This is a genomic window from Kitasatospora sp. NBC_00039, from assembly GCF_045160625.1.
Lineage (GTDB): Bacteria > Actinomycetota > Actinomycetes > Streptomycetales > Streptomycetaceae > Kitasatospora.
In genome coordinates this window covers 1,704,689-1,729,361 of record NZ_CP108289.1, presented here as the reverse complement: position 1 = coordinate 1,729,361, position 24,673 = coordinate 1,704,689, and the positions used below count along the sequence as shown (strand labels likewise).

The 24,673-nt window shown below is 74.9% G+C and carries 23 protein-coding genes; 15 read left to right on the top strand and 8 right to left on the bottom strand.

Going from position 1 to position 24,673, the window contains the following annotated elements; genetic code table 11:
• The 3 genes from OG286_RS07830 to OG286_RS07820 all read right to left on the bottom strand — a co-directional run bounded on the left by OG286_RS07830 (window position 1) and on the right by OG286_RS07820 (window position 4,490).
• Entirely contained in the window at window positions 1-1,131 is a 1,131-nt protein-coding gene (locus OG286_RS07830; RefSeq protein ID WP_396324835.1) for a glycosyltransferase, read from the bottom strand.
• Window positions 1,128-3,029 (bottom strand): tyrosine-protein kinase family protein, encoded by a 1,902-nt coding sequence (locus OG286_RS07825; RefSeq protein ID WP_396324836.1) that lies wholly within the window; start codon window positions 3,027-3,029, stop codon window positions 1,128-1,130. The genes OG286_RS07830 and OG286_RS07825 overlap by 4 nt, the downstream gene beginning before the upstream one ends.
• 330 nt (window positions 3,030-3,359) lie before the next feature.
• A complete protein-coding gene (locus OG286_RS07820; protein ID WP_405364920.1) occupies window positions 3,360-4,490 on the bottom strand; it encodes a glycosyltransferase family 4 protein in 1,131 nt (376 codons plus the stop codon).
• Between the two features lie 302 nt (window positions 4,491-4,792).
• Here OG286_RS07820 and OG286_RS07815 point away from each other — a divergent pair, with 302 nt between their 5' ends.
• The 7 genes from OG286_RS07815 (at window position 4,793) to OG286_RS07785 (ending at window position 12,228) form a co-directional block, all read left to right on the top strand.
• Window positions 4,793-5,923 carry a glycosyltransferase family 4 protein gene (locus tag OG286_RS07815; RefSeq protein ID WP_405362573.1) on the top strand — a complete coding sequence of 377 codons (1,131 nt, stop codon included), beginning with the start codon at window positions 4,793-4,795 and terminating at the stop codon, window positions 5,921-5,923.
• A gap of 160 nt (window positions 5,924-6,083) precedes the next feature.
• The gene (locus OG286_RS07810; protein WP_396324839.1) at window positions 6,084-6,992 is read left to right on the top strand and encodes a slipin family protein; all 909 of its coding nucleotides are present in this window, start codon (window positions 6,084-6,086) and stop codon (window positions 6,990-6,992) included.
• A gap of 184 nt (window positions 6,993-7,176) precedes the next feature.
• A complete protein-coding gene (locus OG286_RS07805) occupies window positions 7,177-7,860 on the top strand; it encodes a thiol:disulfide interchange protein DsbA/DsbL (RefSeq protein WP_396324840.1) in 684 nt (227 codons plus the stop codon).
• Between the two features lie 146 nt (window positions 7,861-8,006).
• Window positions 8,007-8,912 (top strand): ABC transporter permease, encoded by a 906-nt coding sequence (locus OG286_RS07800; RefSeq protein ID WP_396324841.1) that lies wholly within the window; start codon window positions 8,007-8,009, stop codon window positions 8,910-8,912.
• Complete coding sequence (locus tag OG286_RS07795; RefSeq protein WP_405364918.1) at window positions 8,902-10,101, top strand: polysaccharide ABC transporter ATP-binding protein; 1,200 nt, start codon at window positions 8,902-8,904, stop codon at window positions 10,099-10,101. The genes OG286_RS07800 and OG286_RS07795 overlap by 11 nt, the downstream gene beginning before the upstream one ends.
• A 3-nt stretch (window positions 10,102-10,104) precedes the next feature.
• Window positions 10,105-11,304: a glycosyltransferase family 4 protein gene (locus tag OG286_RS07790; RefSeq protein ID WP_396324843.1), complete on the top strand. Its 1,200-nt coding sequence runs from the start codon at window positions 10,105-10,107 to the stop codon at window positions 11,302-11,304.
• Window positions 11,305-11,352: 48 nt separating this feature from the next.
• Complete coding sequence (locus OG286_RS07785) at window positions 11,353-12,228, top strand: alpha/beta fold hydrolase (protein ID WP_396324844.1); 876 nt, start codon at window positions 11,353-11,355, stop codon at window positions 12,226-12,228.
• A gap of 24 nt (window positions 12,229-12,252) precedes the next feature.
• Here OG286_RS07785 and OG286_RS07780 read toward each other — a convergent pair whose 3' ends face one another.
• Window positions 12,253-12,999 (bottom strand): SAM-dependent methyltransferase, encoded by a 747-nt coding sequence (locus tag OG286_RS07780; RefSeq protein ID WP_396324845.1) that lies wholly within the window; start codon window positions 12,997-12,999, stop codon window positions 12,253-12,255.
• A 24-nt stretch (window positions 13,000-13,023) separates the two neighbouring features.
• Window positions 13,024-14,202 carry a glycosyltransferase gene (locus OG286_RS07775; RefSeq protein ID WP_396324846.1) on the bottom strand — a complete coding sequence of 393 codons (1,179 nt, stop codon included), beginning with the start codon at window positions 14,200-14,202 and terminating at the stop codon, window positions 13,024-13,026.
• Between the two features lie 18 nt (window positions 14,203-14,220).
• On the opposite strand from OG286_RS07775, the gene OG286_RS07770 reads away from it, so the two are divergent.
• On the top strand, window positions 14,221-14,997 hold the full coding sequence (locus OG286_RS07770) for a glutamate racemase (RefSeq protein WP_396324847.1): 777 nt from the start codon (window positions 14,221-14,223) through the stop codon (window positions 14,995-14,997).
• Window positions 14,998-15,217: 220 nt separating this feature from the next.
• Here the strand turns inward: OG286_RS07770 and OG286_RS07765 are convergent, their stop codons facing one another.
• Window positions 15,218-16,171 carry a polysaccharide deacetylase family protein gene (locus OG286_RS07765; RefSeq protein ID WP_396324848.1) on the bottom strand — a complete coding sequence of 318 codons (954 nt, stop codon included), beginning with the start codon at window positions 16,169-16,171 and terminating at the stop codon, window positions 15,218-15,220.
• Between the two features lie 507 nt (window positions 16,172-16,678).
• Here OG286_RS07765 and OG286_RS07760 point away from each other — a divergent pair.
• From OG286_RS07760 to OG286_RS07730, 7 genes are all read left to right on the top strand, one after another.
• Window positions 16,679-16,951 carry a hypothetical protein gene (locus OG286_RS07760; protein WP_396324849.1) on the top strand — a complete coding sequence of 91 codons (273 nt, stop codon included), beginning with the start codon at window positions 16,679-16,681 and terminating at the stop codon, window positions 16,949-16,951.
• Window positions 16,952-17,216: 265 nt separating this feature from the next.
• On the top strand, window positions 17,217-18,155 hold the full coding sequence (locus OG286_RS07755) for a polysaccharide deacetylase family protein (protein ID WP_396324850.1): 939 nt from the start codon (window positions 17,217-17,219) through the stop codon (window positions 18,153-18,155).
• Window positions 18,156-18,288: 133 nt separating this feature from the next.
• A complete protein-coding gene (locus OG286_RS07750) occupies window positions 18,289-19,455 on the top strand; it encodes a glycosyltransferase (RefSeq protein WP_396324851.1) in 1,167 nt (388 codons plus the stop codon).
• Between the two features lie 37 nt (window positions 19,456-19,492).
• Window positions 19,493-20,236, top strand: a complete 744-nt coding sequence (locus OG286_RS07745; RefSeq protein ID WP_396324852.1) for a sugar transferase — start codon at window positions 19,493-19,495, stop codon at window positions 20,234-20,236.
• Window positions 20,237-20,283: 47 nt separating this feature from the next.
• Window positions 20,284-20,934: a NeuD/PglB/VioB family sugar acetyltransferase gene (locus tag OG286_RS07740; protein WP_396324853.1), complete on the top strand. Its 651-nt coding sequence runs from the start codon at window positions 20,284-20,286 to the stop codon at window positions 20,932-20,934.
• A gap of 145 nt (window positions 20,935-21,079) precedes the next feature.
• Window positions 21,080-21,568 carry an NUDIX hydrolase gene (locus OG286_RS07735; RefSeq protein ID WP_396324854.1) on the top strand — a complete coding sequence of 163 codons (489 nt, stop codon included), beginning with the start codon at window positions 21,080-21,082 and terminating at the stop codon, window positions 21,566-21,568.
• Complete coding sequence (locus OG286_RS07730) at window positions 21,565-22,764, top strand: GDSL-type esterase/lipase family protein (RefSeq protein ID WP_396324855.1); 1,200 nt, start codon at window positions 21,565-21,567, stop codon at window positions 22,762-22,764. The genes OG286_RS07735 and OG286_RS07730 overlap by 4 nt, the downstream gene beginning before the upstream one ends.
• Window positions 22,765-22,812: 48 nt before the next feature.
• Here the strand turns inward: OG286_RS07730 and OG286_RS07725 are convergent, their stop codons facing one another.
• Both OG286_RS07725 and OG286_RS07720 read right to left on the bottom strand, forming a co-directional pair.
• The gene (locus tag OG286_RS07725; protein WP_396324856.1) at window positions 22,813-23,742 is read right to left on the bottom strand and encodes an NAD-dependent epimerase/dehydratase family protein; all 930 of its coding nucleotides are present in this window, start codon (window positions 23,740-23,742) and stop codon (window positions 22,813-22,815) included.
• Between the two features lie 128 nt (window positions 23,743-23,870).
• A complete protein-coding gene (locus tag OG286_RS07720) occupies window positions 23,871-24,410 on the bottom strand; it encodes a PTS-dependent dihydroxyacetone kinase phosphotransferase subunit DhaM (RefSeq protein WP_396324857.1) in 540 nt (179 codons plus the stop codon).
• Between the last annotated feature and the right edge of the window lie 263 nt (window positions 24,411-24,673).

Below are 24,673 nucleotides of genomic sequence, written 5' to 3'. Positions count from 1 at the left end.
TCAGCGCCGCAGGACCTGCTCGTACACCGCCTCGACGGCCCGCTGGGCGCCCGCCACGTCGAAGCGCTTCGCGCGCTCCCGAGCCGCCGCGCCGAGGCGGTCCCGCAGCTCCGGGTCGCCGGCCAGCCGGGTCAGGGCCCCGGCCAGCGCGGTCGGGTCGCCGGGCTCCACCAGCAGGCCCTGCCCGCCGTCGTCCAGCACCTCCGGCATGCCGCCGACCCGGGTGACGACGGACGGCAGGCCGGTGGTCATCGCCTCCATCAGGGCCACCGGCAGGCCTTCCTGGCGGGAGCTGAGGGTGAACACGTCCAGCCCGGGCAGGAGCAGCGGCACGTCGGAGCGGGAACCGGCGAACAGTACGCTGTCGGCGACGCCCAGTTCGGCGGCCCGGGACCGGAGTTGGCCGTCCAGCGGGCCGGCGCCGACCAGCACCAGCCGGGCCTGCGGGTGCCGGCGGCGCAGCGCGGCGTGGGCCGCGAGCAGGGTGGCCTGGTCCTTCTTCGGGGTGAGGTTGCCGACCGTGCCGACCACGAACGCGTCCTTCGGCAGCCCGAGTTCGGTGCGCGCGGCGGCGCGGGCGGCCGGACCGCCGGGGGCGCCGGCCAGGTCGGGGCCGTGGTGCACCACGTGCACCCAGTCGCCGGGGCGTCGGCGTTCGGCGGGGATGGTCCGCTCGACGGCGTGCGAGACGGCGATCACCGCGTCGTTGCGCCGGTAGGTCAGTGCGTTGGCCCAGCGGGTGGCCGGCCGGTAACGCTCCCAGACGTTGTGCTCGGTGTGCACCAGCCGCGGGGACCCGGCGGTGGGGGCCAGCAGCCGGGCGGCGGCGGCCGGGATCGGCATGTGGGTGTGGACCAGCCCGTAGCGGCGGCCGGCGAGCAGCCGGCGCAGCCGCAGCGGCCAGCGCGGGTCCGCCCGGCCGGGGGTGCCCGGTGTGCCGCCGAGGCAGTGCACCCGCACCCCGGCCGCGGTGAGTGCCGGGGCGAGGGCGTCCTTCCACGGCAGCACGTACGCGACCTCGATCTCGTAGCGCGAACGGTCCGCGTGGCGGGCGCAGTTGAGCAGCAGCTGTTCGGCGCCGCCGCGGCCGAGGCCCTTGGCCAGCCAGAGGACCCTGGTCGGCCCGCTCACCGCTCCTCCGCCTCGCGCAGCAGGGCGGGCTCGTCGTGGTCGTCGTCGCCCTTGGGGTCCGGGCCGCCCTGGGCGGCGTGCCCGCCCTTGCCGCCCTGGCCGATGTGACCGCGCTGACCGCCCTGACCGTTGACACGGTGGCCGTCGGCGCCGTGGCCGTCGGCGCCGTGGCCGTCGGCGCCGCGCCGGGCCCAGCTGGGCGCCGACCGTTCCGCCGGCCGCTCGGCCCCGCGCTCCTGCGCCCGCTCCAGCGCCGGTGCCGTCGTCGGAGCGGCCGCGCGCGGCAGGGCGGTCTGCGCCGAGCGGCCGCCGACCGCCACCGGACCGCCGCCCGCCGTGCTGCGCCGCCGCCGCCCGGCCGGGCCGTAGGTGCCGAGCAGTGCCACGCCGGCCACCGGCACGCCCGTCCGGGAGAGCAACTCCGCCACCCGGTCCGCCTGTTCCGGTGTCACGTTGCCGCTTCGCACGGTCACCAGGACCGCGTCGGCGTGCTGGACCAGGTCGTACGCGTCATTGGCGTGCAGCAGTGGGGAGGTGTCGACCAGGATCACGTCCGCGTGCCGGCGGGCCCGGCGCAGCACCTCGGCGGCCCGCAGCACCAGCGCCGCCGGGTAGGCGGTGGTGTTGCCGCCGGTGATCAGCGAGACGCCCTCGACGTTGGTCGGCCGGATCAACTCGTCGAGCTCGCCCAGCTGTTCGCCGCTGAGCAGCTCGGCCATGCCCGGCCCGCCGCCCACGCCGAGGTGGGCGTGAAGCTGCGGGTGGCGGAAGTCGCAGTCCAGCACCAGGACTTCGCGCCCGGTCTCGGCGAGCGCGGCGGCCAGGTTGGAAACCGTGGTGGTCCGCCCGTCGCCGCTGCTGCCGGAGGCGACCAGGACCACCGGCGCCGGTCGGCTGAGCCGGCGCGCGACGCCTTCGGCCGGCTCCCGGCCGGTCTGCCCGTGGGCCGGCAGGGCGAGCGCGTCCGGGCCGGTGAGCAGCAGGGTGGAACGCAGCGAACGGTACGCCTCGGCGGCCGGGTCGGACGGCCGGGCGCGCACCAGCGGTTCGCGCAACCGCCTCAGCCGGCGGGAGAGTTGCGGCACCTCGCCGATCACCGGCAGGTTGAACGCCTCCTCGACCGCGTTGCGGGTGCGCAGCCGGGTGTCCATCCGGCTGAGCATCAGCGCCGCGACGACGCCCAGGGCGAGGCCGAGGGCCACCGCCAGGCCGAGCCGGACGCTGCGGGTGGGGGAGGAGAGCAGGTTGCTGGTGCCCTGGCGGGCGTCGATGCTGCCCCACTGCTGGATGGCGTCGGTCTGGGCGCCGTTCTGCAGCTTGCTGATCGCGGTGAGCGTCGCGGTCAGCGAGGTGGACGCGGCGGTCAGCTTGGGCTGGAGCTTGGGCTGGTCGCCGGCCGAGGAGTGGTTGAACTGCTGCTGGATGTCGTCCAGCGCCTTCTGCTGGGCGTCGGCCTGCGACTGGAGCCTCTTGATGGTCTCGGCGGCGCTCTTGGCCGACTCGTCGCTGAAGCCCTTGATGATCGCGGCCGAGTAGGCGGCCGCCAGGTCGGAGCAGGACTGCTGGGTCGGCCCGGTGGTCGCTATCGACAGCATCTGGGCGCTGTCGGCCGTCACCGTCCGGCGGGCGATCACCGCGGCGGCGTCGGCGATGCCGAGCTGTTTGGCCGCCGCCGTCGCGACGTCCGAGCCCTGCGCGTACGAGAGCACCTGGTCGGCCCGCACGGTGTCGCCGGCCCCCGCGACCGGCGTGATGGCGACCTTGCACTTCCATTTGGCGTTGTCCACCGTGTCACCGGCCGGGGTCAGCAGCCAGCCGACGACGAGTGCGGCGAGCGTGCAGCCGACGAGCAGCCGCCAGTACCGCCGCAGGACGGTGAAGTGGTTTGCCGGTTCCACCGGTTGGATCCCCTCGCGTTCGTGGTGCGGTGGTGCTGTGGAACTCCCGCACGGGGGCGGCCCGTTCGGGAGCGCGACGGTCCGGGTGCTGCTACCTGTGCCGGACTCGCGGCACGGTGGGATCCCTCGGCTGATGTCGCAACTCGCCCCCCTGACGACTCGCTCCCCGGCGTTCCCCGTCCGGCGTCGCCGCGCGAGCCCGCTCTCGGCCCGCCGCCCCCGCCGGTCCCCCCTGCGATGCTTGCCGAGCCGCGACGTGCGGCGCAACCGCTTTGGCGATACTGGGACCGGCCGATTCCCGACGAACGGCCCGGTGGTGGCCGGAACCCGTCAGACCGCGCGCACCCGCAGCGATCGCTCGTAGAACTCGACCATCTGCGCCGACACCTGGTGCAGGGTGAACGAGGTCAGGAACCGGGCCCGGGCCGCCTTCGCCCGCACCCGGGCCGCCGCCCGGTCCTCCAGCGCGTCGGTGAGCGCCGCCGCCAGTTCGGCCGGCCGCTCCGGCGCCACCAGCCGGGCGTAGTCCTCCGAGCCGACCGTCTCGCGCAGCGCGGGCACGTCCGCGCAGACCAGCGGCACGCCGACGCCCATCGCCTCCATCGCGGCGCTGCCCAGCCCCTCCCAGCGGGAGGGCACGGCGAACGCGTCGGAGGCGGCCATCAGGTCGAAGACGTCGTCGCGCGGCCCGAGGAAGCGCACGTTCCCCGCCGCCGCGGCGAGCGCGGTCAGCCGGGCCGTCTCGCCGCCCTCGCTGCCGGCCAGCAGCAGCACCGCGTCCGGCTCGGCACGCAACACCCCGGGCCAGGCCTCCAACAGCACGTCCAGGCCCTTCTGGTACTGCTGGCGGGCCGCCGCGAGGACCACCGGGACGTCCTGCGGGAGGTCCAGCGCGGACCGGACGGCGGCCCGCCGGTCCGGGGTGACGGACCCCAGCAGCTCCGGGTCGCGCCCGCGCGGGACGACGTCGATCCGGTCCCGCGGCACCCGCAGCCGCTGCGCCATCGTCCCGGCCACGTACCGGGTCAGGGCGTGGAAGCGCCGGGTGCCCTGGGCGGTCGCGGCGTCCACCGCCTGTGCGGCCCGCACCTTCCACGGGCTGAGCCCGCGCGCGCCCCGGTGCTCCGGGCCGTACGACGAGTTCACCAGGCTGGAGACCACCGGGGTGCGGGCCGACAGGGCGGCGGCCCGGCCGAGCACGTCGGACTCGTAGAGCGTGGTGTGCACGAGGTCCGGCCGGCGCTCCCGGATCAGCCGGTGCAGTGCGGCGCCCGTCCGCCCGCGGGTGGCCCGGCCCAGGCCGAACACGTCGGCACCGGCCCCGGTCAGCTCCGGCTGGAAGCCGCCGGGGGAGTCCTTGAGGTACGCGACGTCCAGTTTCACCCCGGCCCGCACCAGTTGGGGGGCCATCGCCACCAGACCCTGTTCGGCCCCGCCGACCCGGCTCACGCTGTCGATCACATAGAGCACATGCACAGGCCAACCCCCGCCCTCCTGGGGCGCGCCCGGTCTCCCATGCCGGCCGGCACCCTGATTGCCGATCAGCATCGCAGGTGGCGGCCGCCGCCCGCCAGGGAATCGGCCAGGACGCTCCCCCGCCTCCCGGGGCGGCCGGGGGCGCGCAGCAGGGCGCAGAGCCGGCGCGCCCGGCGGGCGGTGTCATCCCGCGGCGCGCTGCGGGAGTACCCACGCGGGCGCGCAGGCCACCACGGGGTTGCGCGAAGGGGCTGTACCGCGCCGGGCCCTGTGCCAAGGTCGTTCCCATGCCCGACGCGATGCCGGCGAAGACGGCCGGAACCCGCCCCCGCATCCTGCACCTGATCACCGATCCGCGCCGCCGCGGCGCCCAGAACCTCGCCAGGGACCTCCACCGGGAGCTTCGCCGCCGCGGCCAGGCCTCCGCACTGCGCGCCCTCGCCCCGCACCCCGACGCCCACCCGGACGCGCCCGACACCCGTGCCACCACCGTGCTCGGACCGGGCCGGCTGCACCCCGCCACCCTGCGCGCCCTGCGCGCCGCGGCCCGCACCGCCGACCTCGTCGTCGCGCACGGGTCCTCCACCCTCCCGGCCTGCGCCCTCGCCCTGGCCGGCACCCGCACGCCCTTCGTCTACGTCTCCATCGGCGACCCCCGGCACTGGACGGCGAGCCCACTGCGCCGGCTGCGCACCGGCGTCCTGCTGCACCGTGCGGCCGTCGTCACCGCACTGGCCGACGAGGCCCGAGGCGTCCTGCGGGACCGCTTCCGGCTGCCCGCCGGCAGGGTCCGCACCATCCCCAACGCCCGCGCCGCCGACCGTTACCCGCCCGCCGACGGCGAGGCCGGCCGGCGGGCCGCCCGGCACGCCCTCGGCCTGCCCGCCGACGGTCTGCTGGTCGCCTGGATCGGCGCGATCGCGCCCGAGAAGCGGCTCGACCTCGCCCTCGACGCCCTCGATCGCCTCCCCGACGTCCGCCTCCCCGACGTCCGCCTCGCCGTGGCCGGCGACGGCCCGCAGCGCGCCGCCCTCGAACAGCATCCGGCCGCGGCCAGGGCCCACTTCCTCGGCACCCTCGCCGACCCGGGCCCGCTCTACCGGGCCGCCGACGCGCTGTTGCTCACCAGCGACAGCGAGGGTGTGCCCGGTGTCCTGATCGAGGCCGGGCTGGCCGGGCTGCCCGCCGTCGCCACCGACGTCGGCTGGGTCCGCTCGGTGGTCCGCGACGGTGTCACCGGCGCCCTGGTCGCCCCCGGAGACCCGCTCGCGCTCGCGGAGGCGCTGGCCAAGGTGCTGGCCGGCGACCGTGCCGCGCTCGGCGCCGCCGCCCGCGCGCACACGCTCGCGCAGAACGAGCTCGGCGTGGTGACCGACGCCTGGCAGGGCCTGTTCACCGAGGTCTGGCGCCGGAGCTGACCGGCCCGTGCCCGGGGCGCGCACCGACGATGCGTCAAAACGGCATCCGCCCCTGGGAACGGATGCCGGACAGGCGCATACTTCGCTGCGCGGCGCGCCCGTACGACGGAGCCAGCAGGGACTCCGCCCGGGTGCGCCGGCACGGGGAAAGGTCACCGGCATGGTGGTACTCGCGGGCCTCGCGGCCCTGGGAATTCTCTGGCTCGCCACCGGGGTACGGGTGGTGCAGCAGTACGAGCGGGGTGTGGTCTTCCGGCTGGGCCGGGTGCGCGGACGGGTGCGCCAGCCCGGTCCCGCCCTGCTGGTGCCGGTCATCGACCGGATGCGCAAGGTGAACGTGCAGGTCATCACCATGCCGGTGCCCGCCCAGGAGGGCATCACCCGGGACAACGTCTCGGTGCGCGTCGACGCGGTCGTCTACTTCCGGGTGGTCGACCCGGTGCTCGCCACCGTCGACGTGCAGAACTACACCTTCGCCATGTCGCAGGTCGCGCAGACCTCGCTGCGCTCGATCATCGGCAAGAGCGAGCTCGACGACCTGCTGTCCGGGCGGGAGAACCTGCACCGCGGGCTGGAACTGATGCTGGAGAGCCCGGCCGTCGGCTGGGGCGTGCACATCGACCGGGTCGAGATCAAGGACGTTGCGCTGCCGGACTCGATGAAGCGCTCGATGGCCCGGCAGGCCGAGGCCGACCGCGAGCGGCGCGCCCGCATCATCACCGCCGACGGCGAGTTCCAGGCCGCCGCGAAGCTCGCCCAGGCGGCGGAGATGATGGACAGCACGCCGTCCGCGCTCCAACTGCGCCTGCTCCAGACGGTCGTGGAGGTGGCGGCGGAGAAGAACTCCACGCTCGTCCTGCCGTTCCCGGTCGAGTTGCTGCGCTTCTTCGAGGGCGCCACGCCGAAGGCGGGCACCGCCCCACGGCAGTCGCCCGAGCCGGCCGGCGAGCAGCGCCCGGCCGGGGAGCAGCGCCCGGCCGGGGAGCCGCCCGCCCTCGCCAAGGCCGCGCCCGTGCCCACGCCCGCGGTGGTCCCGCCGCGACCGGAGCACGCGCCGCGTCCGGAGTGACACAGGCCCCGGCCTGGTCCGGCCTGGTCCGCCTGTCGCCGTGGCGGTAGCCGGCTCCGGGGCGGGCCGGGCCGGGGCCGGCCCGGGCGGAGCGGCCGGCCGCGCTGGGCCGTCCGGGTGAATCCGTCCGCGCCGCACCGGCGGAACCGGCCGGTCGCGGACCGTGGCCGCGAGGATGCGCGGTGTGAAATCGCTGTTGAGGTCCACCGTCCTGCTCGCCGTCGCCACCGGGATCGCCGCATCCCCTGCCCAGGCCGGCGCAGCGACCCATCAACCCGCCACCGAGGGTTCCCAGTTCATCCGCCTCGACCACCCGCAGGCGGCGCGCGCGAGCGCCCGCACCGACGCGCTCGAGTTCTTCTGGTACGACTGCAGCCACTCCCAGCAGCTGGAGAAGCCGCTCCAGGCCTGGGCCGAGAAGCACCGCGAGGACGTCGACCTGCGCCGGGTGCCCGCGATCTGGCCGGGCCGCCGCGAGGAGGCCGCGCAGCGCGGCCACGCGCGCCTCTACTACACGCTGGAGCGCCTCGGCCTGGTCGAGCGCCTGCAGACCAGCGCCTTCCGCGCGATCCACTCCGACAAGCAGGACCTCACCACCGAGAGCACCGCCACGGACTGGGCGCTGCGCCAGGGCGTCGACCCGCAGCAGTTCCGGGACGCGTACCGCTCCGCCGACGTGCGGCATGCCGTCGACGACGCCGCCGCGCTGTTCGTCCGGTACGGGATCGACGAGCTGCCCACCGTCGTCGTCCACGGCGCGCACCGCACCTCGCCGACCCAGGCCGGCAGTGTCGACGCGATGCCCGGTGTCCTCGACCAGCTGGTGCAGCAGGACCAGCAGCGCAACCCGCGCCAGCTGCGGTACTGACCCGGTCTGATCACCTTCACCGAACCGACCCCCGGCGACCACACTCTGTGCCAGAGTGGACGCCGGGCCGCACCGCCGAGGCCGGGAACTGCCGTGGCGGAAGGCCCACTTCTCGATTCCGGCGGTACCGGAGAGGGCAGGGGTCCGTGGGGGGACAACGCGCGCAGCTCGTCGACGAGCGCGACAGCCAGACATCGGCCGCTCCGTGGCGGCCCGCGGCCGCCGACGGGCCGCCACCGGAGCTGGTCTTCAAACGCCACCTGCGTCCCGTGCAGGTGGCCCGGGAGCTGTGGGGCGCGCGTGAGCTGGTCCGCGCGCTGGCCGAGCGCGACCTGCGCGCCCGCTACAAGCAGGCGGTGCTCGGCTTCGCCTGGGCGGTGCTGACCCCGCTCGCGCTCTGTTCCATCTTCACGCTGGTCTTCCACCGCGCGGTGAAGATCGACACCGGCACGGCGGCCTACCCGCTCTTCGCCTACGTCGGCCTGATCGTCTGGCAGTTCTTCAGCAACACCATGAACCAGGGCGCGCTGAGCCTGGCCAACAACCTCAGCCTGCTGAACAAGGTCTACTGCCCGCGCGAGGTCTTCCCGCTGGCCACCATGCTGGTCGCCAGCGTGGACATGGTGATCGGCATCGGCGTCCTCGGCCTGCTCTTCCTAATCTTCTGGACCGCCCCCGCCGCGACCTTCCTCTGGGTGCTGCCGCTGCTGCTCATCCAGTTCGCCTTCACCTACGGCGTCGCGCTGATCCTCTCGGTGGCCGTGGTCTACCTGCGCGACGTCCGCCACCTGCTGCCGATCATCACGCAGATGGGCGTCTTCGCCACCCCCGTCGCCTACCCGCTGGCACAGATCCCGCAGCGCCTGCAGGAGATCTACGTCGGGTTCAACCCGCTCGGCGCCGTCATCGAGGGCTACCGCGGAGCCCTGCTGTACGGGGACGCACCGGACGTCACGCTCACCTCGATCGCCGCGGTCTCCTCACTGGTGTTCCTGGTCGGCGGCTACCTGCTGTTCAAGAAGCTGGAGACGGGGATCGCCGATGTCGCCTAGCCAGACGTACCCCCTGGGCACCATCCGCACCGACCAGGTGTGGAAGCGCTTCAAGGCCGACCAGCAGCGGATGCTGCTGCGCGACAAGGTCGACTCGCTGGCCCGCCGGCTGCGCGGCGAGAAGGGCGAGGACTGGCGCTGGGCCCTGCGCGACATCACGATGCACATCGAGCCGGGCGAGTCGGTCGGCCTGATCGGCTCCAACGGCTCCGGCAAGTCCACCCTGCTGAAGATGCTGACCCGGGTGATGTACCCGTACGGCGGCGTGATCGACGTACGCGGCCGGATCGGCGCGCTGATCGAGATCCGGGCCGGCATCCACCCCGATCTGACGGGCCGGGAGAACATCTACCTGTTTGGCGCGTTGCTGGGCCTGCGGCGGCGCGAGGTGGGCGCCCGCTTCGACGACATCGTGGAGTTCGCCCGGCTCGGCGGCGCCATCGACCGGCAGGTCAAGTTCTACTCCTCCGGCATGCAAATGCGCCTCGGCTTCGCCGTCGCGGCCTACCTGGAGCCCCATGTCCTGCTGGTGGACGAGGTGTTGGCGGTCGGCGACGCCGTCTTCCAGCAGCGCTGCCTGGACCGGATGCGCGAGGTCGCGGAGCAGGGCACCACGATCGTCTTCGTCTCCCACGACCTGCCGGCGGTGGAGTCGATCTGCCGCCGCGGCATCTGGCTGGAGCAGGGCTCGGTGCGGGTGGACGCGGGCATCAAGGAGGCGATGGCCGGCTACCGGGACTCCATCGAGGCGCAGTCCGAGGCCGGCGGCCGCACCGGCGAGCCGCTGCAACTGCTCAAGCACGCCGTCCGGGGCGAGGACCGCGACAGCCTGACCACCGACGAGCCGATGACGATCGGGCTGACCCTCGGCGGCGACTACCGCGGCGACGCCACCCTGCACCTGGGTGTCAGCGAGGGCACCTCCAGCCCGATCTTCCAGATCAGCCACGAAGTCCGGCTCCCCGGCGAGGACCACGAAGTCGCCTGTGTGATACCCAGGTTGCCGCTGCCGCGCGGCCGGTACACGCTCTGGGCCGGCGTCTACAGCATCGGCCGGACCGACGGCGGGACGCTGATGAGCTGGCACTCGGTCGGCCAGTTCGACGTGTTCGGGCCGATGCTGGACACGCCGCCGCGCGCGGTCGTGCTGGCCGCGCCGGTGTTCGTCCCGCACCACTGGGAGGAGTGAGCCTTGCGACCTGTCCGGGTGCTGGTCCATCTCAACAACCTCGCCCTGGGCGGGGCCCAGCTCAACGCCGTCGACATCGCCCGCACCCTGCGCGACCGCGGCCACGACCCGGTGCTGTTCGCGCAGGGCGTGGCTGGCCCCGCCCCGCTGGTCGAGGTCGCCGCCGGGCACGGTCTGGAGGTGGTGGTCGCGGGCGGGCCCGACACCCCGCACGCCGAGATCCGCCGCCGTCTCGGCCGTCTCGCCGCCGAGCACGGCAGCCAGCTGCTGCACGCCTGGGAGGTCCGGGCCGCCCGCAACTCCTACTTCGGGCCCGGGCGTTACGGCCGGCTGCCGGTGGTCACCACCTTCTACGGCATCCGGATGCTGCGCGGCCTGCCGCGGCACCAGCCGCTGGTGCTCGGACTCGGTGCGCTGATGGGGGACGGCCGGGCCTTCGGCCACCGGGACATCAGCCTGATCGAGCCGCCGGTCAACACTGCCACCGACGCACCCGGCCAGGTGGACGGGGCCGCGTTCCGCCGCGAACACGGCATCGGTGACGACGAGTTGCTGCTCGCCATCGTCACCCGCCTGGTGCCTGCGCTGGAGAAGGACGCCGGCGCCGAGCTGACCGTCGACGCCGTCCGGCAGCTGTACGACCCGAGGGTGCGGCTCGTCATCGTCGGCGCCGGGCCCAGCCTGGAGAAGCTGCGCGCCCGAGCGGCCGGGGCGAACGCGGCTCTCGGCCGCCAAGCCGTCCTGGTCCCGGGCCAGTTGGCCGATCCGCGGCCCGCCTACCAGGCTGCCGACGTCGTCCTCGGCATGGGCGGTTCGGCCCTGCGCGGCCTGGCCTTCGGCAAGCCGGTGGTGGTCCACGGCGCGGCCGGGTACACCGCCGTGCACGAGCCGGGCCCGCTGGTGGAGCCGCACGCCTCACGCTGCATGTACGGGTTCGGCGACGGCTCGCGCGCCCCGGAGGTGCTGGCCGGCCAGCTCCGCGGCCTGCTGGACGACGCCGGGCGCCGGGGTCGACTGGGCTCCTGGGGGCGGGAGTGGGTGGTCGGGCGGTTCTCGCTGGAGAGCGTGACCACCGCCTTCGAGGAGCTGTACGGCCGGGTGCTGGCCCGGCCGGCCCGGGTGACGGGCTGGCTGAAGGACCTCGAACAGATGACGCGGTACGAGTTCACCAAGCCGGCCGTGCTGCGGCTGCTGGGGCGGTGATCGCCGGGCCATTGCTTCTAACTATTACTGCGGTATTTAATGGTTAGCATGAGCGAGCTGACGATCCCGCACATCCGGCACCGCCACGTCGACGTCGACGGCCTGCGCGTCTTCTACCGGGAGACCGGTCCGAGCGACGCGCCCGTCCTCCTGCTGCTGCACGGATTCCCCTCCGCCTCCCACCAGTTCGGCCGGCTCCTCGACGCGCTCGGCACCCGCTACCGCCTGATCGCCCCCGACTACCCCGGCTTCGGCCACAGCGACAGCCCCGCGCCCGGCGACTTCACCTACCGCTTCGACACCCTCGCCGACGTCGTCGAACGCTTCTGCCTGGCCCTCGGCCTGGACCGGTTCGCCCTCTACGTCTTCGACTTCGGCGCCCCCGTCGGCCTGCGGCTGGCCACCCGCCACCCGGAGTGGATCACCGGCCTGGTGGTCCAGAACGGCAACGCCTACGAGGAGGGACTCTCCGACCAGGCCCGGGAGTTCATCGCCAACCGGCACGGCGTCGACGGCGCCGCCGAACGGGCGCGCTCCATCCTCACCCTGGAGATCACCCGCAGCCAGTACGAGGGCGGCACCGGCGACCCGGAACTCGTCGCCCCGGACGGCTGGACCCTCGACCAGCACTTCCTCGACCAGCCCGGCCGCAAGGACATCCAGGTCGAACTCGCCCTCGACTACCACTCCAACGTCGCGCTCTACCCCGTCTGGCAGGAGTGGCTGCGCACCCACCGGCCGCCGGCGCTCGTCATCTGGGGCCGGAACGACCCCTTCTTCACCGAGCCCGGCGCCCGCGCCTACCTGCGCGATCTGCCCGACGCGGAGCTGCACGTGTTCGACACCGGGCACTTCGCGCTGGAGGAGAAGCTCCCCGAGATCGCCCCGCTGATCGACGACTTCCTCGCCCGCACGCAGAAGTGATCGCCTGCCGGGACGAGCCGGCCCTCAGCCGAGGCGCAGCAGATAGGTGACGAAGCCCAGGGTGCCCCGGTAGCCGTGCAGCCACTCGGCGCGGTGCCGGTCCGCCGCCTCACGCGCGGCCGCCGCGTCCGGGTGGTCCGGGTGGTCCAGCGCCCACTCGGCCAGCGAACCCGTCCAGGAGAGCTCGTAGTCGTCCCACTCCTGCGGGCTGCTGACATACCCGTACACCGGAGTCCAGCCGTCCGCGAGCACCCGGTCGGTGGTGGTCGCCAGGTCCGCGTAGTCGTCCCGGGCCGCGCCCAGGCCGTCCAGCACGGTCCGGGCGGGCTCGCGTTCCCAGAATCCCTCGCCGACCAGCACCAGGCCACCCGGCGCCAGGTGCTCGCGGGCCGCGGCCAGGGTCGGCAGCAGGCCGCCGAAGGCGTGCGTCGCCCCGACGTTCAGCACCAGGCCGAACGGCTCGGTGGCCGTGAACTCCCGGGCGTCCAGATGGTGCAGGCCGATCCGCCGCTCCACCCCGAGGGCCTGCGCGGTCTCCCGGGCCCGGGTCAGGGCCTCCGCGTCCAGGTCCACCCCGACCGCCTGCCAGCGCGGACGGGCGGCCAGCAGGCGCAGCAGCCAGCCGCCCTCACCGCAGCCGAGGTCCAGCGCCCGGCCGGCCTCGGAGCGGGAGGTCGCCCGGGCCAGCAGCCTGGCCACCGAGTCGTCGGCGACCGGCGCGGCGATCGGGTGGTGGGCATGGGCGAGGCGGGAGATCGTCTGGCGGTCCATCCGAACAGTGTGGACCAGCCGAGGTCAGTACGTCCGGCCTTTCCACGCGGCTCCGCGCCCGCGCCAGTGCTGCACCGCGGAGTCCACCGTCATCAGCAGGTAGAGCGACGCGGTGAACGGCAGCAGCAGCGCGGCCGGTGCCGGCTGCCCGTAGTAGCGCAGCATCGGCAGGAAGGTCCCCGCCATCAGCGCCCACGCCACCCCGCCCGCCGCGGCCACCGCCCAGCTGCCGGTGGCCAGGCCGGCCAGCGCCGCCACCGGCGGCACCAGGTACACCAGCGTCAGTCCGACGACGGTGCCGAGCAGCAGCAGCGGCGAGTGCCGCAACTGCGCGTACGCGCTGCGCGAGACCATCCGCCAGAGCTGGGCCAGCCGCGGATACGGGCGGACGCTGTCCACCTGCTCGGCCAGGCCGAGCCAGGTCCGGCCGCCCGCCGCCTTCACCGCGCGGGCCAGCGACACATCGTCGATCACCGCCCCCCGGATCGCCGCCACCCCGCCCACCCGCTCCAGCGTCTCCCGCCGCACCAGCGAGCAGCCGCCCGCCGCCGCGGCCGTCCGGGCCCCGGGCCGGTTGCTGCGGCGGAACGGGTACAGCTGGGCGAAGAAGTACACGAACGCCGGCACGATCAACCGCTCCCACCCGGTCTCCACCCGTAGCCGGGCCATCTGCGACACCAGGTCCAGCCGGTCGCCCTCGGCGGCGGCCACCAGCTCGGCCAGTGAGTCCGGACCGTGCGCGATGTCCGCATCGGTGAGCAGCAGGTACTCGGCGTCCGGACCGGCCAGTTCCACCCCGTGCCGCAGCGCCCACAGCTTGCCGGTCCAGCCCGGCGGCAGCAGGGGCGGGGTGGTGACGGTCAGCCCCAGCCCACCGGGCGTGGCGAGCGCCCGCGCCAGCGCGCCGGTCCCGTCCGAGCTGTGGTCGTCCACCAGCACCACGCGGGCCCGCCCCGGATACTTCTGCGCCAGCAGGCCCGGCAGGCTGAGCGGCAGCACCTCCGCCTCGTCCCGGGCCGGTACCACCACCACGACCTCCGGCCAGCGGGCAGGCGGGCGACGCGGCGGAAGCCGGACGTCGGTACGCCAGAACAAGCCGTGGCAGCATGCCAGCCAGAGCCAGACCAGCAGGGAGAGCAGGGCGATCCACAGCAGGACGGTCACCCGGGCAGTCTGCCGCACCCGGGGCCCGCGGCGGGGCATCGACTAAAGTCTTGCCCTGTGAAGATCGCACTGATGGACTCGGGAATCGGCCTGCTCGCCGCTGCTGCCGCCCTGCGGAAGCTCCGCCCGGACGCCGATCTGGTGCTTTCCTCCGACCCCGCCTCGATGCCCTGGGGCCCGCACACGCCCGAGGAGGTCACCGCGCTCGCCCTCGGCTGCGCGCGGGCGGCCGCGGACCTTCGGCCGGACGCCCTGGTGATCGCCTGCAACACCGCCTCCGTCCACGCGCTCGCGACGCTGCGCGCCGAACTGGAGCCCGCGCTGCCGGTCATCGGCACCGTCCCGGCCATCAAGCCGGCCGCCGCCCTCGGCGGCCCGGTCGCCATCTGGGCCACCCCCGCCACCACGGGCAGCGCCTACCAGCGCGGCCTCATCCGCGACTTCTCCGGGACCGCCGCCGTCACCGAGGTCGCCTGCCCCGGCCTGGCGGACGCCGTCGAGCACGGCGACGACGCCGCCATCGACGAGGCCATCGCCGACGCGGCCGCCCGTACGCCGGCGGGCACGGCGGCGATCGTGCTCGGCTGCACCCACTACGAACTGGTCGCCGACCGCATCCGCACCGCCGTCGCCCCCCTCGCGGCCCCGCACCTCACGCTGCACGGCTCCGCCGACGCCGTCGCCGCCCAGGCCCTCCGCCGCGTCACCGGCCCCGGCCGCACCGGCAACGCCACCCTCACCGTCCTCCACGCCGGCGCTCCCGCGACGCTCCCACCGGCGGCGCTCCTCTACCCGCAGGGGCACGCCCTGGCCGCTCCGGCCCCGGCGGTCTGACGAGCGGGAACGGGTGGGGCAGCGGGGCGGTCCGGTCGCCGGAGAGCACCTGCTCCCCGGCCGGCCCGGTCGTCGAGCCTGACCGCCGTGCGCGAGGCGTGACCACCTGCCGCCGCACCCCGCTGCTGCACCCCCGCCACTGCGGCAGCCGGCCGCACCCTGCACCACTGCACGGGACGTCGGCCCCGCCGACGTCCCGTGCAGCGCCGAGCCGCCCTAGCTAGGCCACTGCCTGGCCGCGCCAGCGGCGGTAGGCGGGTTCGAGTCCGGAGAGGATGGTGTCGAAGCGGCGGGTGCTGGTGGTGGAGTCGACCTGGAGGCGGCTGATCTGGAGCGGATGGTCGGGGAGGCGGGGGCCGAGGCGGTGGTCGGAGAGGAAGCCGAGGCGGTAGCCGAGCTCCTGGAGGACGGTCTCCGCACGGGGGTCGTGGCCGCCGTCGGGGTAGGCGAAGGCGGCCGGCGGTTCACCGAGCCAGCGGGTGAGGGCCTCGTGGGCACCGGTGATCTCGGCGCGGACGGTGGCATCGTCGCAGCGGCCCAGGCAGGGGTGCCCCTGGGTGTGGTTGCCGATGGCGACGCCGCCCGCGCGCAGGGCGAGCAGGTCGGCGGGGGTGAGCTGTTCCTGCCGGGGCGGTCGGCGGTCGGCGCTGACCCGGAGCTCCTGGAGGCTGCGGCGCCGGTCGGGGTCGGGCATGGCCTTGAGCCGGGGGAGCAGTTGGTTGGCCGGTCCGCAGTCGAGGGAGCGGGCGCGCCCGCCGTGCCGGGCGAGGAACTCCGCCTCGTGCCACCAGAACGGCTTCTCGGTGCCGATCAGCTCGGAGATGACGAACGCGGCGGCCGGGATGCCCCGGTCGTTGAGGGCGGGGAGGGCGTGGGTGAGGACGCTGCGGTCGGCGTCGTCGAAGGTGACGAGCACGCTGCGGGCCGGCAGGGGGCGTCGTTCGGTGACGGCCTGCTGGACGGCGGCGAGCGAGACGGGTGTGGCAAGTCTTCGCAGGCGGTCGAGCTGGGCGCCGAAGGAGCGCGGGTCGGTGACGCCGTGGTACGCGAGCACGGCGAGCCGCTGCGCGGCCCGGGCCCGGAACAGCGGCTGGACGGGCGCGAAGCGCAGCCAGTCACCCCGCCCGGCGGCCGGCCGGGGCGTCGGGCGGGGCGTGGGGCGGGGGGCTGCCACCGGAAGGACAGTGGGTTGCCGGACGGGCGTGCGAACGGCGGGTTGCCGGGCGGCCGGCTGCCCGGCGGCCGCCTGCGACAACGGGCGCACGTTCACACTCGGCAGGGCTCGGACCACGGAGCTGGTCCGGGTCCTGGAGGTCGATGTCATGGACTGGGACTGCGGCACGGTTCCCCCTCGGTCGCCGGTGCGGCGTGGCGGTACCGCCGGAGGACGGAGCCCGGCCTCCGACTCCAGGGCACGGCGGCTCCGCCCCCTGGGTTCTTCCGGTCCTCGGCGGGGACTCCCAACCCGCACCGCGGACGGCTCCTGGATCGCTCAATGTAGTGGAGACCCCTACACGCCGTAGATGGTTGTACCGGACGGCCGAGGGATTTTTCGCGGGCCCGGAAACGGCGCCCCGGATGTGCGCCGGAGTGCTTCCGGCGCCCTTTCGGTTGCGCAGGGTCGCGCCGGGATCACTCCCTGCGGGCTGCCTCCGGAGCGGCCTCGCGGTACCTTGGGCTCATGGCAGATGCGGAACGTGATCACTTCCACCTGCACGGTGCGACCCGGATGGCCCGAGCGTGGAGTGGTGGCGCACTGGTCACCCACCAGATCCCGCTGGCGGTGGTCGGTCTGGCCTGTCTCGCGATCGGCATCGTGGTCGCGGTGGCGGTTCCGGACAGTGACGGCCCGGCCTGGGCGATGGCGGTGGCCGGCTGCCTCGCCGCCGGGGTGCTGCTGCTCGGCCGGATCGCGTTCGCCCTGCTGCGGTACCGGCGCGGCGCGACCCTCTGAATCCGGGGCGCGATCCCCTGACGCGCGGGCCGGGGAGGCCGGAAAGCCCGGCCGCCTGAACGGCCGATCGATTCCAACCGGTCAGATCGGCCGGTTTTCAGCCCATCTGCCAACTCCTTCTCGCTTCTTTCACAACTTCGGGGCACCAGCCCCACAGTTCCCCCTACTGTGATTTCCATCCGGGCGCCAACTGCGCCGGATGAAAGGCCACTTGACGGCGCCGGGGAGGGCGCTGCCGAGAGCGGCAGAGGGCAGAGGGGGAACGTTGAGCGGCACCACCGGGCCCACGAAGGCCGGGACGACACCCACCGAGGCCGAGGCGACACCGATCGAAGCCGGGACGGCATCCACCAGGGCCGAGGCCGGTACGACCGGGGGCGCCGCCGAGGCCGGTACGACCGGGGGCATCCGCGCGCAGGTCAAACGTCACCTGGCACGCAGGGTCGGGGCCCGGCCGGGCGAGGGCGCCACCGTCCTGATCTACCACCGCGTCGGCGGCGGCAGCCCGGACGAGCTGGACGTCACCACGACCGACTTCACCGCCCAGGCCGACCTGCTCGCCGAACTCCCGCCCGGCCGGGTGGTCCCGCTGGACGAGGCGGTGGACCGGATCGAGGCCGGCCGCCGTACCCCCAGCACCGTGCTCACCTTCGACGACGGCTTCGCCGACGTCTACGACAACGCCTGGCCGCTGCTGCGCGAGCGCGGCCTCCCGTTCACCATCTACCTCGCCAGCGGGCACGTCGGCGGCGAGATGCGCTGGGAGGGATCGACCGCGAAGACCTCGGGCGCCCCCGGGCTCAGCTGGGAGCAGCTGCGTGAGATGACCGCCTCCGGCCTGTGCACCGTAGCCAACCACACCCGCAGCCATGCCCGCCCCGAGCTGCTGACCACCGCCGAGCTGGACGCCTGCAACGACGACGTCGAGCAGCACCTCGGCGTCCGCCCCCGGCACTACGCCTACACCTGGGGTGTCCCCGTGCCGCACATGGAGCCGGCCTTGCGGGCCCGGTTCCGGACCGCGGCGACCGGCGAGGTCGGCCGCAACACGCCGGGTGTCGACCCGGTCCGGCTGCGCCGGGTGCCGGTCCGCCGCACCGACCCGATCGACTTCTTCCGCGCCAAGCTCTACGGGCGGCTGATACCCGAGCGCGCCTACGCCCGGATCGTGGCGAGCGCGAAGGCGGTGGGGGCCCGTGCCTGAGCCCGTGACGCCCGGGCCCGTGACACCGGCGCCGGCCGCACCCGCATCCCCGACTCCCGCATCCCCGACTCCCGCATCCCTGACACCCACACCCCTGACACCCACACCCCTGACGACCGAGCCCGTGACGCCGATGCCCAGACTCCGCGGCCCCGGCGGCCGCCCGCTGCGCGTCGCCCACCTCACCACCGTCGACATGAGCCTGCACCTCCTCCTCGCCACCGAACTCAAGGTGGACCTGGAGTCCGGCTTCGAGACCTACGGCATCAGCGCGCCCGGCCCGTACGTCCCCGAGATCGAGGCGATCGGCGTCCGGCACGAGCCGCTGCACGCGCTCACCCGGGCCTGGCAGCCGCGCGCCGACGCCGCGGCCGCCCGCGAACTGCTCGCCGTGCTGAACCGGCTGCGCCCGGACGTGCTGCACACCCACAATCCCAAGACCGGGGTGCTCGGCCGGGTGCTGGGCCGGCTCGCCCGGGTGCCGGTCGTGGTGAACACCTGCCACGGCCTCTGGGCGCAGGCCCACGACCCGCTCGCCAAGCGGGCGTTCGTCCTCGGTGCCGAGGCCTTCGCGGGCCGCTTCTCGCACGCGGAGCTGTACCAGAACGGCGAGGACCGCCGTACCCTGGCCCGCGCCGTCCCGGCCCGCCGCTCGCGGGTGGTCGGCAACGGGGTCGACCTCACCCGGTTCGCCACCGACCCGGGCGAGCGGGCCCGCACCAGGGCCCGGGTCCGCGCGGAATTCGGCGTCGGTCCGGAGGAGTTGCTGGTCGGCGGAGTCGGCCGGCGGGTGGCCGAGAAGGGCATCGGCGAGTACGCCGAGGCGGCCCGGGCGCTGGCCGGCAAGGCCCGGTTCGTCTGGATCGGCCCGGACGACCCGGAGAAGCCGGACGCCCACGGCGCCGAGTCCGGAGTCGAGTTCCTCGGCGCGCGCAGCGACATGCCCGCGGTGTACGCGGCCCTCGACGTCTTCGTGCTCCCCTCCTACCGGGAGGGGTTCTCGCGTTCCGCCATGGAGGCCGCCGCCGTCGGTCTCCCGATGGTGCTCAGCGACATCCGCGGCTGCCGGGAGATCGGCGGCCACGACGAGCACCTGCTCCTCGCCCCGCCCGGGGACGCCCGGGCCCTCACCACCGCGCTGGACCGGCTTCTCACCGAGCCCGGCCTGCGCGGCCGGCTCGGCGCCGCAGCCCGGCGCCGCGCGACGGCGCACTTCGACCAGCGCGCCGTCGCCAGGGTCTCGCTGGAGACCTACGCGGCCGTCGCCCGCGCCAAGGCCCTGCCCTGGACGGTCGGCTGAGCCCATCCGCCACACCACATCAGGGGGAAGGACCGTCATGAAGCGAGGGGGGGACCTCGCGGTCACCGTTCTGGCCGGGATCGTCGCGATTCCGCTCGGCCTGGTGATCGCCCTGCTGATCCGCTGCACGATGGGCGGACCGGTGCTCTTCCGTCAGACCAGGACCGGGTGGCACGGCAAGGAGTTCGAGATCCTCAAGTTCCGCACCATGCGGGACAAACGTTTCCCCGAGGAGCCGGACGCGCCCCGCATCACCCGGCTCGGCGAACTGCTCCGCAGGACCAGCCTGGACGAGCTGCCGCAGCTCTGGAACGTCGCCCGCGGCGAGATGGGCGTGATCGGGCCCCGGCCCACGCTGCCCGAGCAGGTCGTCCACTACTCCCGGCGCCAGCGCGGCCGGCTCGACGTCCGCCCGGGGCTCACCGGCTGGGCGCAGGTCAGGGGCCGCAACTCGATCACCTGGCCCGAGCGGATCGAGCTGGACCTCTGGTACGTCCGGCACCGCTCGCTGCTGTTGGACCTGCGCATCCTCGTGCTCACCGTCAAGGTGCTGCTGAACCCCAGCGGCATCACCGCAGCCGGCGGGGTCAACCCCGGTTTCCCGGCGCCCACCGAGCCCGCCGAGCCCGCCGAGACGCCCGTGGCAACAGCGCCGGCGGCAACGGCAGCAGCAACCGCACCCGCGCCGGTCACCCCGTTCCCGGCCATCAGCCTGCCCCGGCAGGCCACCGGACCGCGCCTGGCGCAGCCCGTCCGCACCGTCGTCGAGGAGCCCTCGTGAACACCGAACCGAGCAGGCCGGGCCCGGAACCGGGCAGGATGACCGCCATGACCGCCACGACCGCGATGACCGCCGCCACGGACCATCAGGAACTCTGGATCGCCGGCGCCGGCGGCGTCGGCCGCGAGGCGCTGGACACGGCGCTCGCGGTCGGCGTCCCGGTGGCGGGATTCCTCGACGACCACCAGCACGGCGCCACCGTCCGCGGCCTGCCCGTCCGCAGGCCCGCCGACGTTCCGTCCGGCGCCCGCTACCTGGTCGGCATCGCAGACCCGGCCGTCCGGCAGCGGCTCGCCGCCCTGCTGGACGGCCGGGGCGCGGTGCCCGCCACCCTCGTCCACCCCCGGGCGCTGATCGCGCCGGACACCGTGCTCGGGCCGGGCTGCCTGGTGATGGGCGGTGCGTACGTGTCGAGCAGCGTGCGCCTCGGTGCGCACAGCCAGGTGCACTACAACGCGACCGTCGGCCATGACACCGTGTTCGGCGAGCGGGTGACGGTCTACCCGGGCGGCAACGTGTCCGGCGCGGTGCTGCTGGCGGACGGCGCCACCGTCGGCAGCAACGCCGTCGTCCTGCAGGGCCGCAAGATCGGCGCGGCTGCCTTCGTCGGCGCGGCCGCCGTGGTGACCAGGGACGTCCAGCCCGGTGAGGTGGTGGTCGGCTCGCCCGCCCGGCCGCTGCGGGCCTCCGGTTCCTGACCGCCGCAGACTCCCGACGACATCCTCCACCGGGGTTCCCGACCACGGCTTCCCGGCCACTGGTTCCCGTCCACCGGTTTCCGTCCACCGGTTCCGACCCGTCGTTCCCGACCGTCGTTCCCGGCCGCCGGATAGGGTGCGGGACATGGCCATTCCCGCGTTCCTCGCCGACCTCCGCGCCGTCGTCGGCACCCGCAAGCTCTGGCTCAGCGCCGCCATCGCCGTCGTCCTGGACGACCAGGGCCGGGTGCTGCTCATCCAGCGGGCCGACGACGGCCGCTGGGCGCTGCCCGGCGGCATCCTCGACCCGGGCGAGCAGCCCGCCGACGGCGTGGTGCGCGAGTGCCTGGAGGAGACCGGCGTCGTCGCCGTCCCCGAGGTGCTCGCCGGCGTGCGCGTCACGGACGACATCACCTATCCCAACGGCGACGTGTCGCAGTACCTGGTGCACGTCTTCCGCTGCCGGCCGGTCGGCGGCGAGGCCCGGGTGAACGACGACGAGGCGCTCGCCGTCGGCTGGTTCGACCTGGACGACCTGCCGCCGATGATCGACGAGGAGCACCAGTGCCTGCGCCAGGCCAGGGAGTCCCGGGGCGGGACCTTCTTCGAGTGGGAGGGCAAGGAGCGCCCGTGACCGGATCCCCGGCAGAGCTGACCGAAGTCCCGCTTCCGGCCGGGCCGGTGGAGTTCCGCGGTGCGCTGCACCTGGAGCGCACCGCGGCCGGTCTGCGGCCCTGGCGGCTGCCCGCCTGGACGGCCGCGCAGTTCCCGGGCGACGCGGTGCGCCGGGTGGCCACGATGCCGTCCGGCGTGCGGCTGGCCTTCCGGACGGCGGCGACGGTACTCGAACTCGTCCTGCACGCGGCGCCGGAGCCGCCGCACCCGGGCGCGGTCGAGCTGGTGCTGGACGGCGTGCGGGCCGACCGGGTGCCACTCCCGGCTGCGGGCGGTCCGGCCGTCCTGCGCTTCCACCCCGGCGCCCCGGACGCCGAGCGCGAGGTGGAGCTGTGGCTGCCGCAGTGGACCTCCGTCGAGCTGGTCGCCCTGCGCGCCGACGCGGCGGTCCACCCGCCCCGGCCGACCGCGCGGCGGCGCTGGCTGCACCACGGCAGTTCGATCAGCCAGGCCCCGGAGGCCGACTCGGCCGCCGACGTCTGGCCGTGGATCGCCGCGGAGCGGGCCGGCGTCGACCTGCTCAACCTCTCGCTGGCCGGCAACGCCCATCTGGACCCGTTCACCGCCCGCACCATCCGCGACCAGCCGGCCGATCTGATCAGCCTCAAGATCGGCATCAACGTCATCACCGCGGCCTCGTTCCGCCGGCGCGCCTTCGTCCCGGCCGTGCACGGCTTCCTGGACACCGTCCGCGAGGGGCACCCGGACACCCCGCTCCTGGTGGTCTCCCCGCTGCTCAGCCCACCGTTCGAACGGACCCCGGGCCCGGCGGCGTACGAGCAGACGGCGGACGGGCCCCGGTTCGCGGCGCTCGGCGACCCGGCCGACATTGCGGGCGGTGCGCTCACCCTGGAGGCGGTCCGCGCCGAGCTGGCCGAGATCACGGCGGCCCGGGCGGCCGGCGACCCGCACCTGCACCACCTGGACGGGCTCGCGCTGCTGGGCCCGGAGGACGCCGAGGGTCTGGCCGACCTGCTGCACCCGAACCCGGCCGGGCACCGGCTGATCGGCGAACGGTTCGCCGCGTTGGTCTTCGGCCCGGGCGGACCGTTCGGCGACGAGGCCCGGGACGGGGACGACAAGGGTGACGAGGGCCGGGACGGCGAGGGTCAGGACGGGGACGTCCGGGACGGCGAGGGCCAAGGCGCGCCGTGACGCGGCGCGCGGGCCGGCACCCTCACGGCAGGCCCTCCCGGCAGGCCCTCAGAGCGCCCGGAACCACTCCGCCGTACGCTCCAGCCCCTCGCGCAGCGGCACCGGGCGGACGTTCGGGAAAAGCCCGCGCAGCCGGGAGTTGTCGGCCTGGGAATCCCGGACGTCGCCGGGCCGCGGGTCGGTGTGGGTGACCTCGACGGGGCGGCCGAGCACCGACTCCAGCTCGCCGACCAGCTCCAGCAGCGACGTGCGGGTGCCGAAGGCCAGGTTGACCGGGTCGGCGTGCACCACCCGGCGGACCACCGCCTCGCTGATCACCTGGGTCACCGTGCCGACGTAGGTGAAGTCCCGGCTCTGGCCGCCGTCCCCGTGCACGGTCAGCGGCCGCCCGGCCAGCGCGGCGTCCAGGAAGGCGGGCACCACCGCGGCGTACGCGTGCCCGGCCGGCTGGAGCGGGCCGAACACGTTGAAGAACCGCAGCGGGAGCACCCCCAGCCCGTAGCAGTGGTGGTAGGCCGCCAGGTACGACTCGGTGGCCAGCTTGCTCACCGCGTAGGGGCTCATCGGCGCGGTGCGCATGGTCTCGCGCTTGGGCAGCTCGCGGTTGGCGCCGTAGACCGAGGACGAGGAGGCGGCGGCCACGTACAGTCCGCCGGCCCGCCGCGCCGCCTCCAGGACCTCCAGGGTGCCGGTGGCGTTGGCGTGGTGGCTGGCCAGCGGGTCCTTGACCGAGCGCGGGACGGAGGGCAACGCGGCCAGGTGCACCACCGCGTCGGCACCCGTGAACGCCTCGTCCAGCAGCGCCGGTTCGAGGATGCTGCCCTCGTGGAGCACGGCGCCGGTGCCGGCCAGGTTGGCCTTGCTGCCGGTGGACAGGTCGTCCACGACCCGGACCTGGTCCACCTCGGGGCGGGCCAGCAGGGCCCGGACCAGGTTGGCTCCGATGAATCCGGCCCCGCCGGTGACGACCACGCGCATGGCTGAGGTTCCCCCCTCCGACCGACCGGCCCGCCCGGCAGGTCCTGCGCCGATGGTAGCCGCGCCGTCACCCGCCGTGGGGTGGAACGCCGAGAAGCGCCACCGGGAACCGAGGCGGTGACGGCGGCTCAGTCCTTGTGCTGGCGGTACGCCTCCTCGGCGGCGTCCAGCACCGCCGAGAGGTCGCCCCCCGCGGTCGCGGTGGCGACGGCCGCCACCGCGCCCTCCACGAACGGGGCATTGGCGAAGCGGACCGGGAAGGGCAGGCCGTGCTCGTCCGCGGCGGCGAGCAGCGCGCGGACGGTGGAGACCGCGCCGCCCAGGTCGGCCAGGATCACCACGCCGTGGCCCTGGTCGACCCGGCGGGTGGCGGCGGCCACCAGGACGGCGCTGATGCCGGGGCCGGAGACCAGGTCGCCGCCGGTCGCGGCGATCGGGGCGGGGGAGTCGGAGCCGGCGAGTGCGAGCGTCAGGGCGCGGACGGCGGCGGCCAGCTCCTGGCTGTGCGAGACCAGCACGACCCCGACCCGGCCGTGCGCGGGGGGCCGGCCCGGGGTCGGCCGGGGCAGCGGGGTGCGCGAGGGCGGGGTGCGGGGCGCCGGAGGGTGGGCCGAGGGGGCGTCGGAGATGGGGATGACATCGGCGCGGGTGCCGTCCCGGCGGCTCATCGGCTGCTCCTGGGGGCGCGGGGTGGGGTGTTCGGTGGGGGTGCTCGGTGAAGCTGCTCGGCGAGGGTGCTCGGTGAAGCTGCTCGGCGAGGGTGCTCGGTGAAGCTGCTTGGTGGGGGGTGCTCGGTGGGGGCTTCCCACACTCTGGCAGCTCGCCCGCCGCCCGCCCGGGCGGGACACGCTCAGCGCTTCCGGCGCACCGGCTCCGGTCCACCGGCGGGCGGCGAGGGGCGGGCGGGGCCGATCGAGTACGGCCCGGGCGA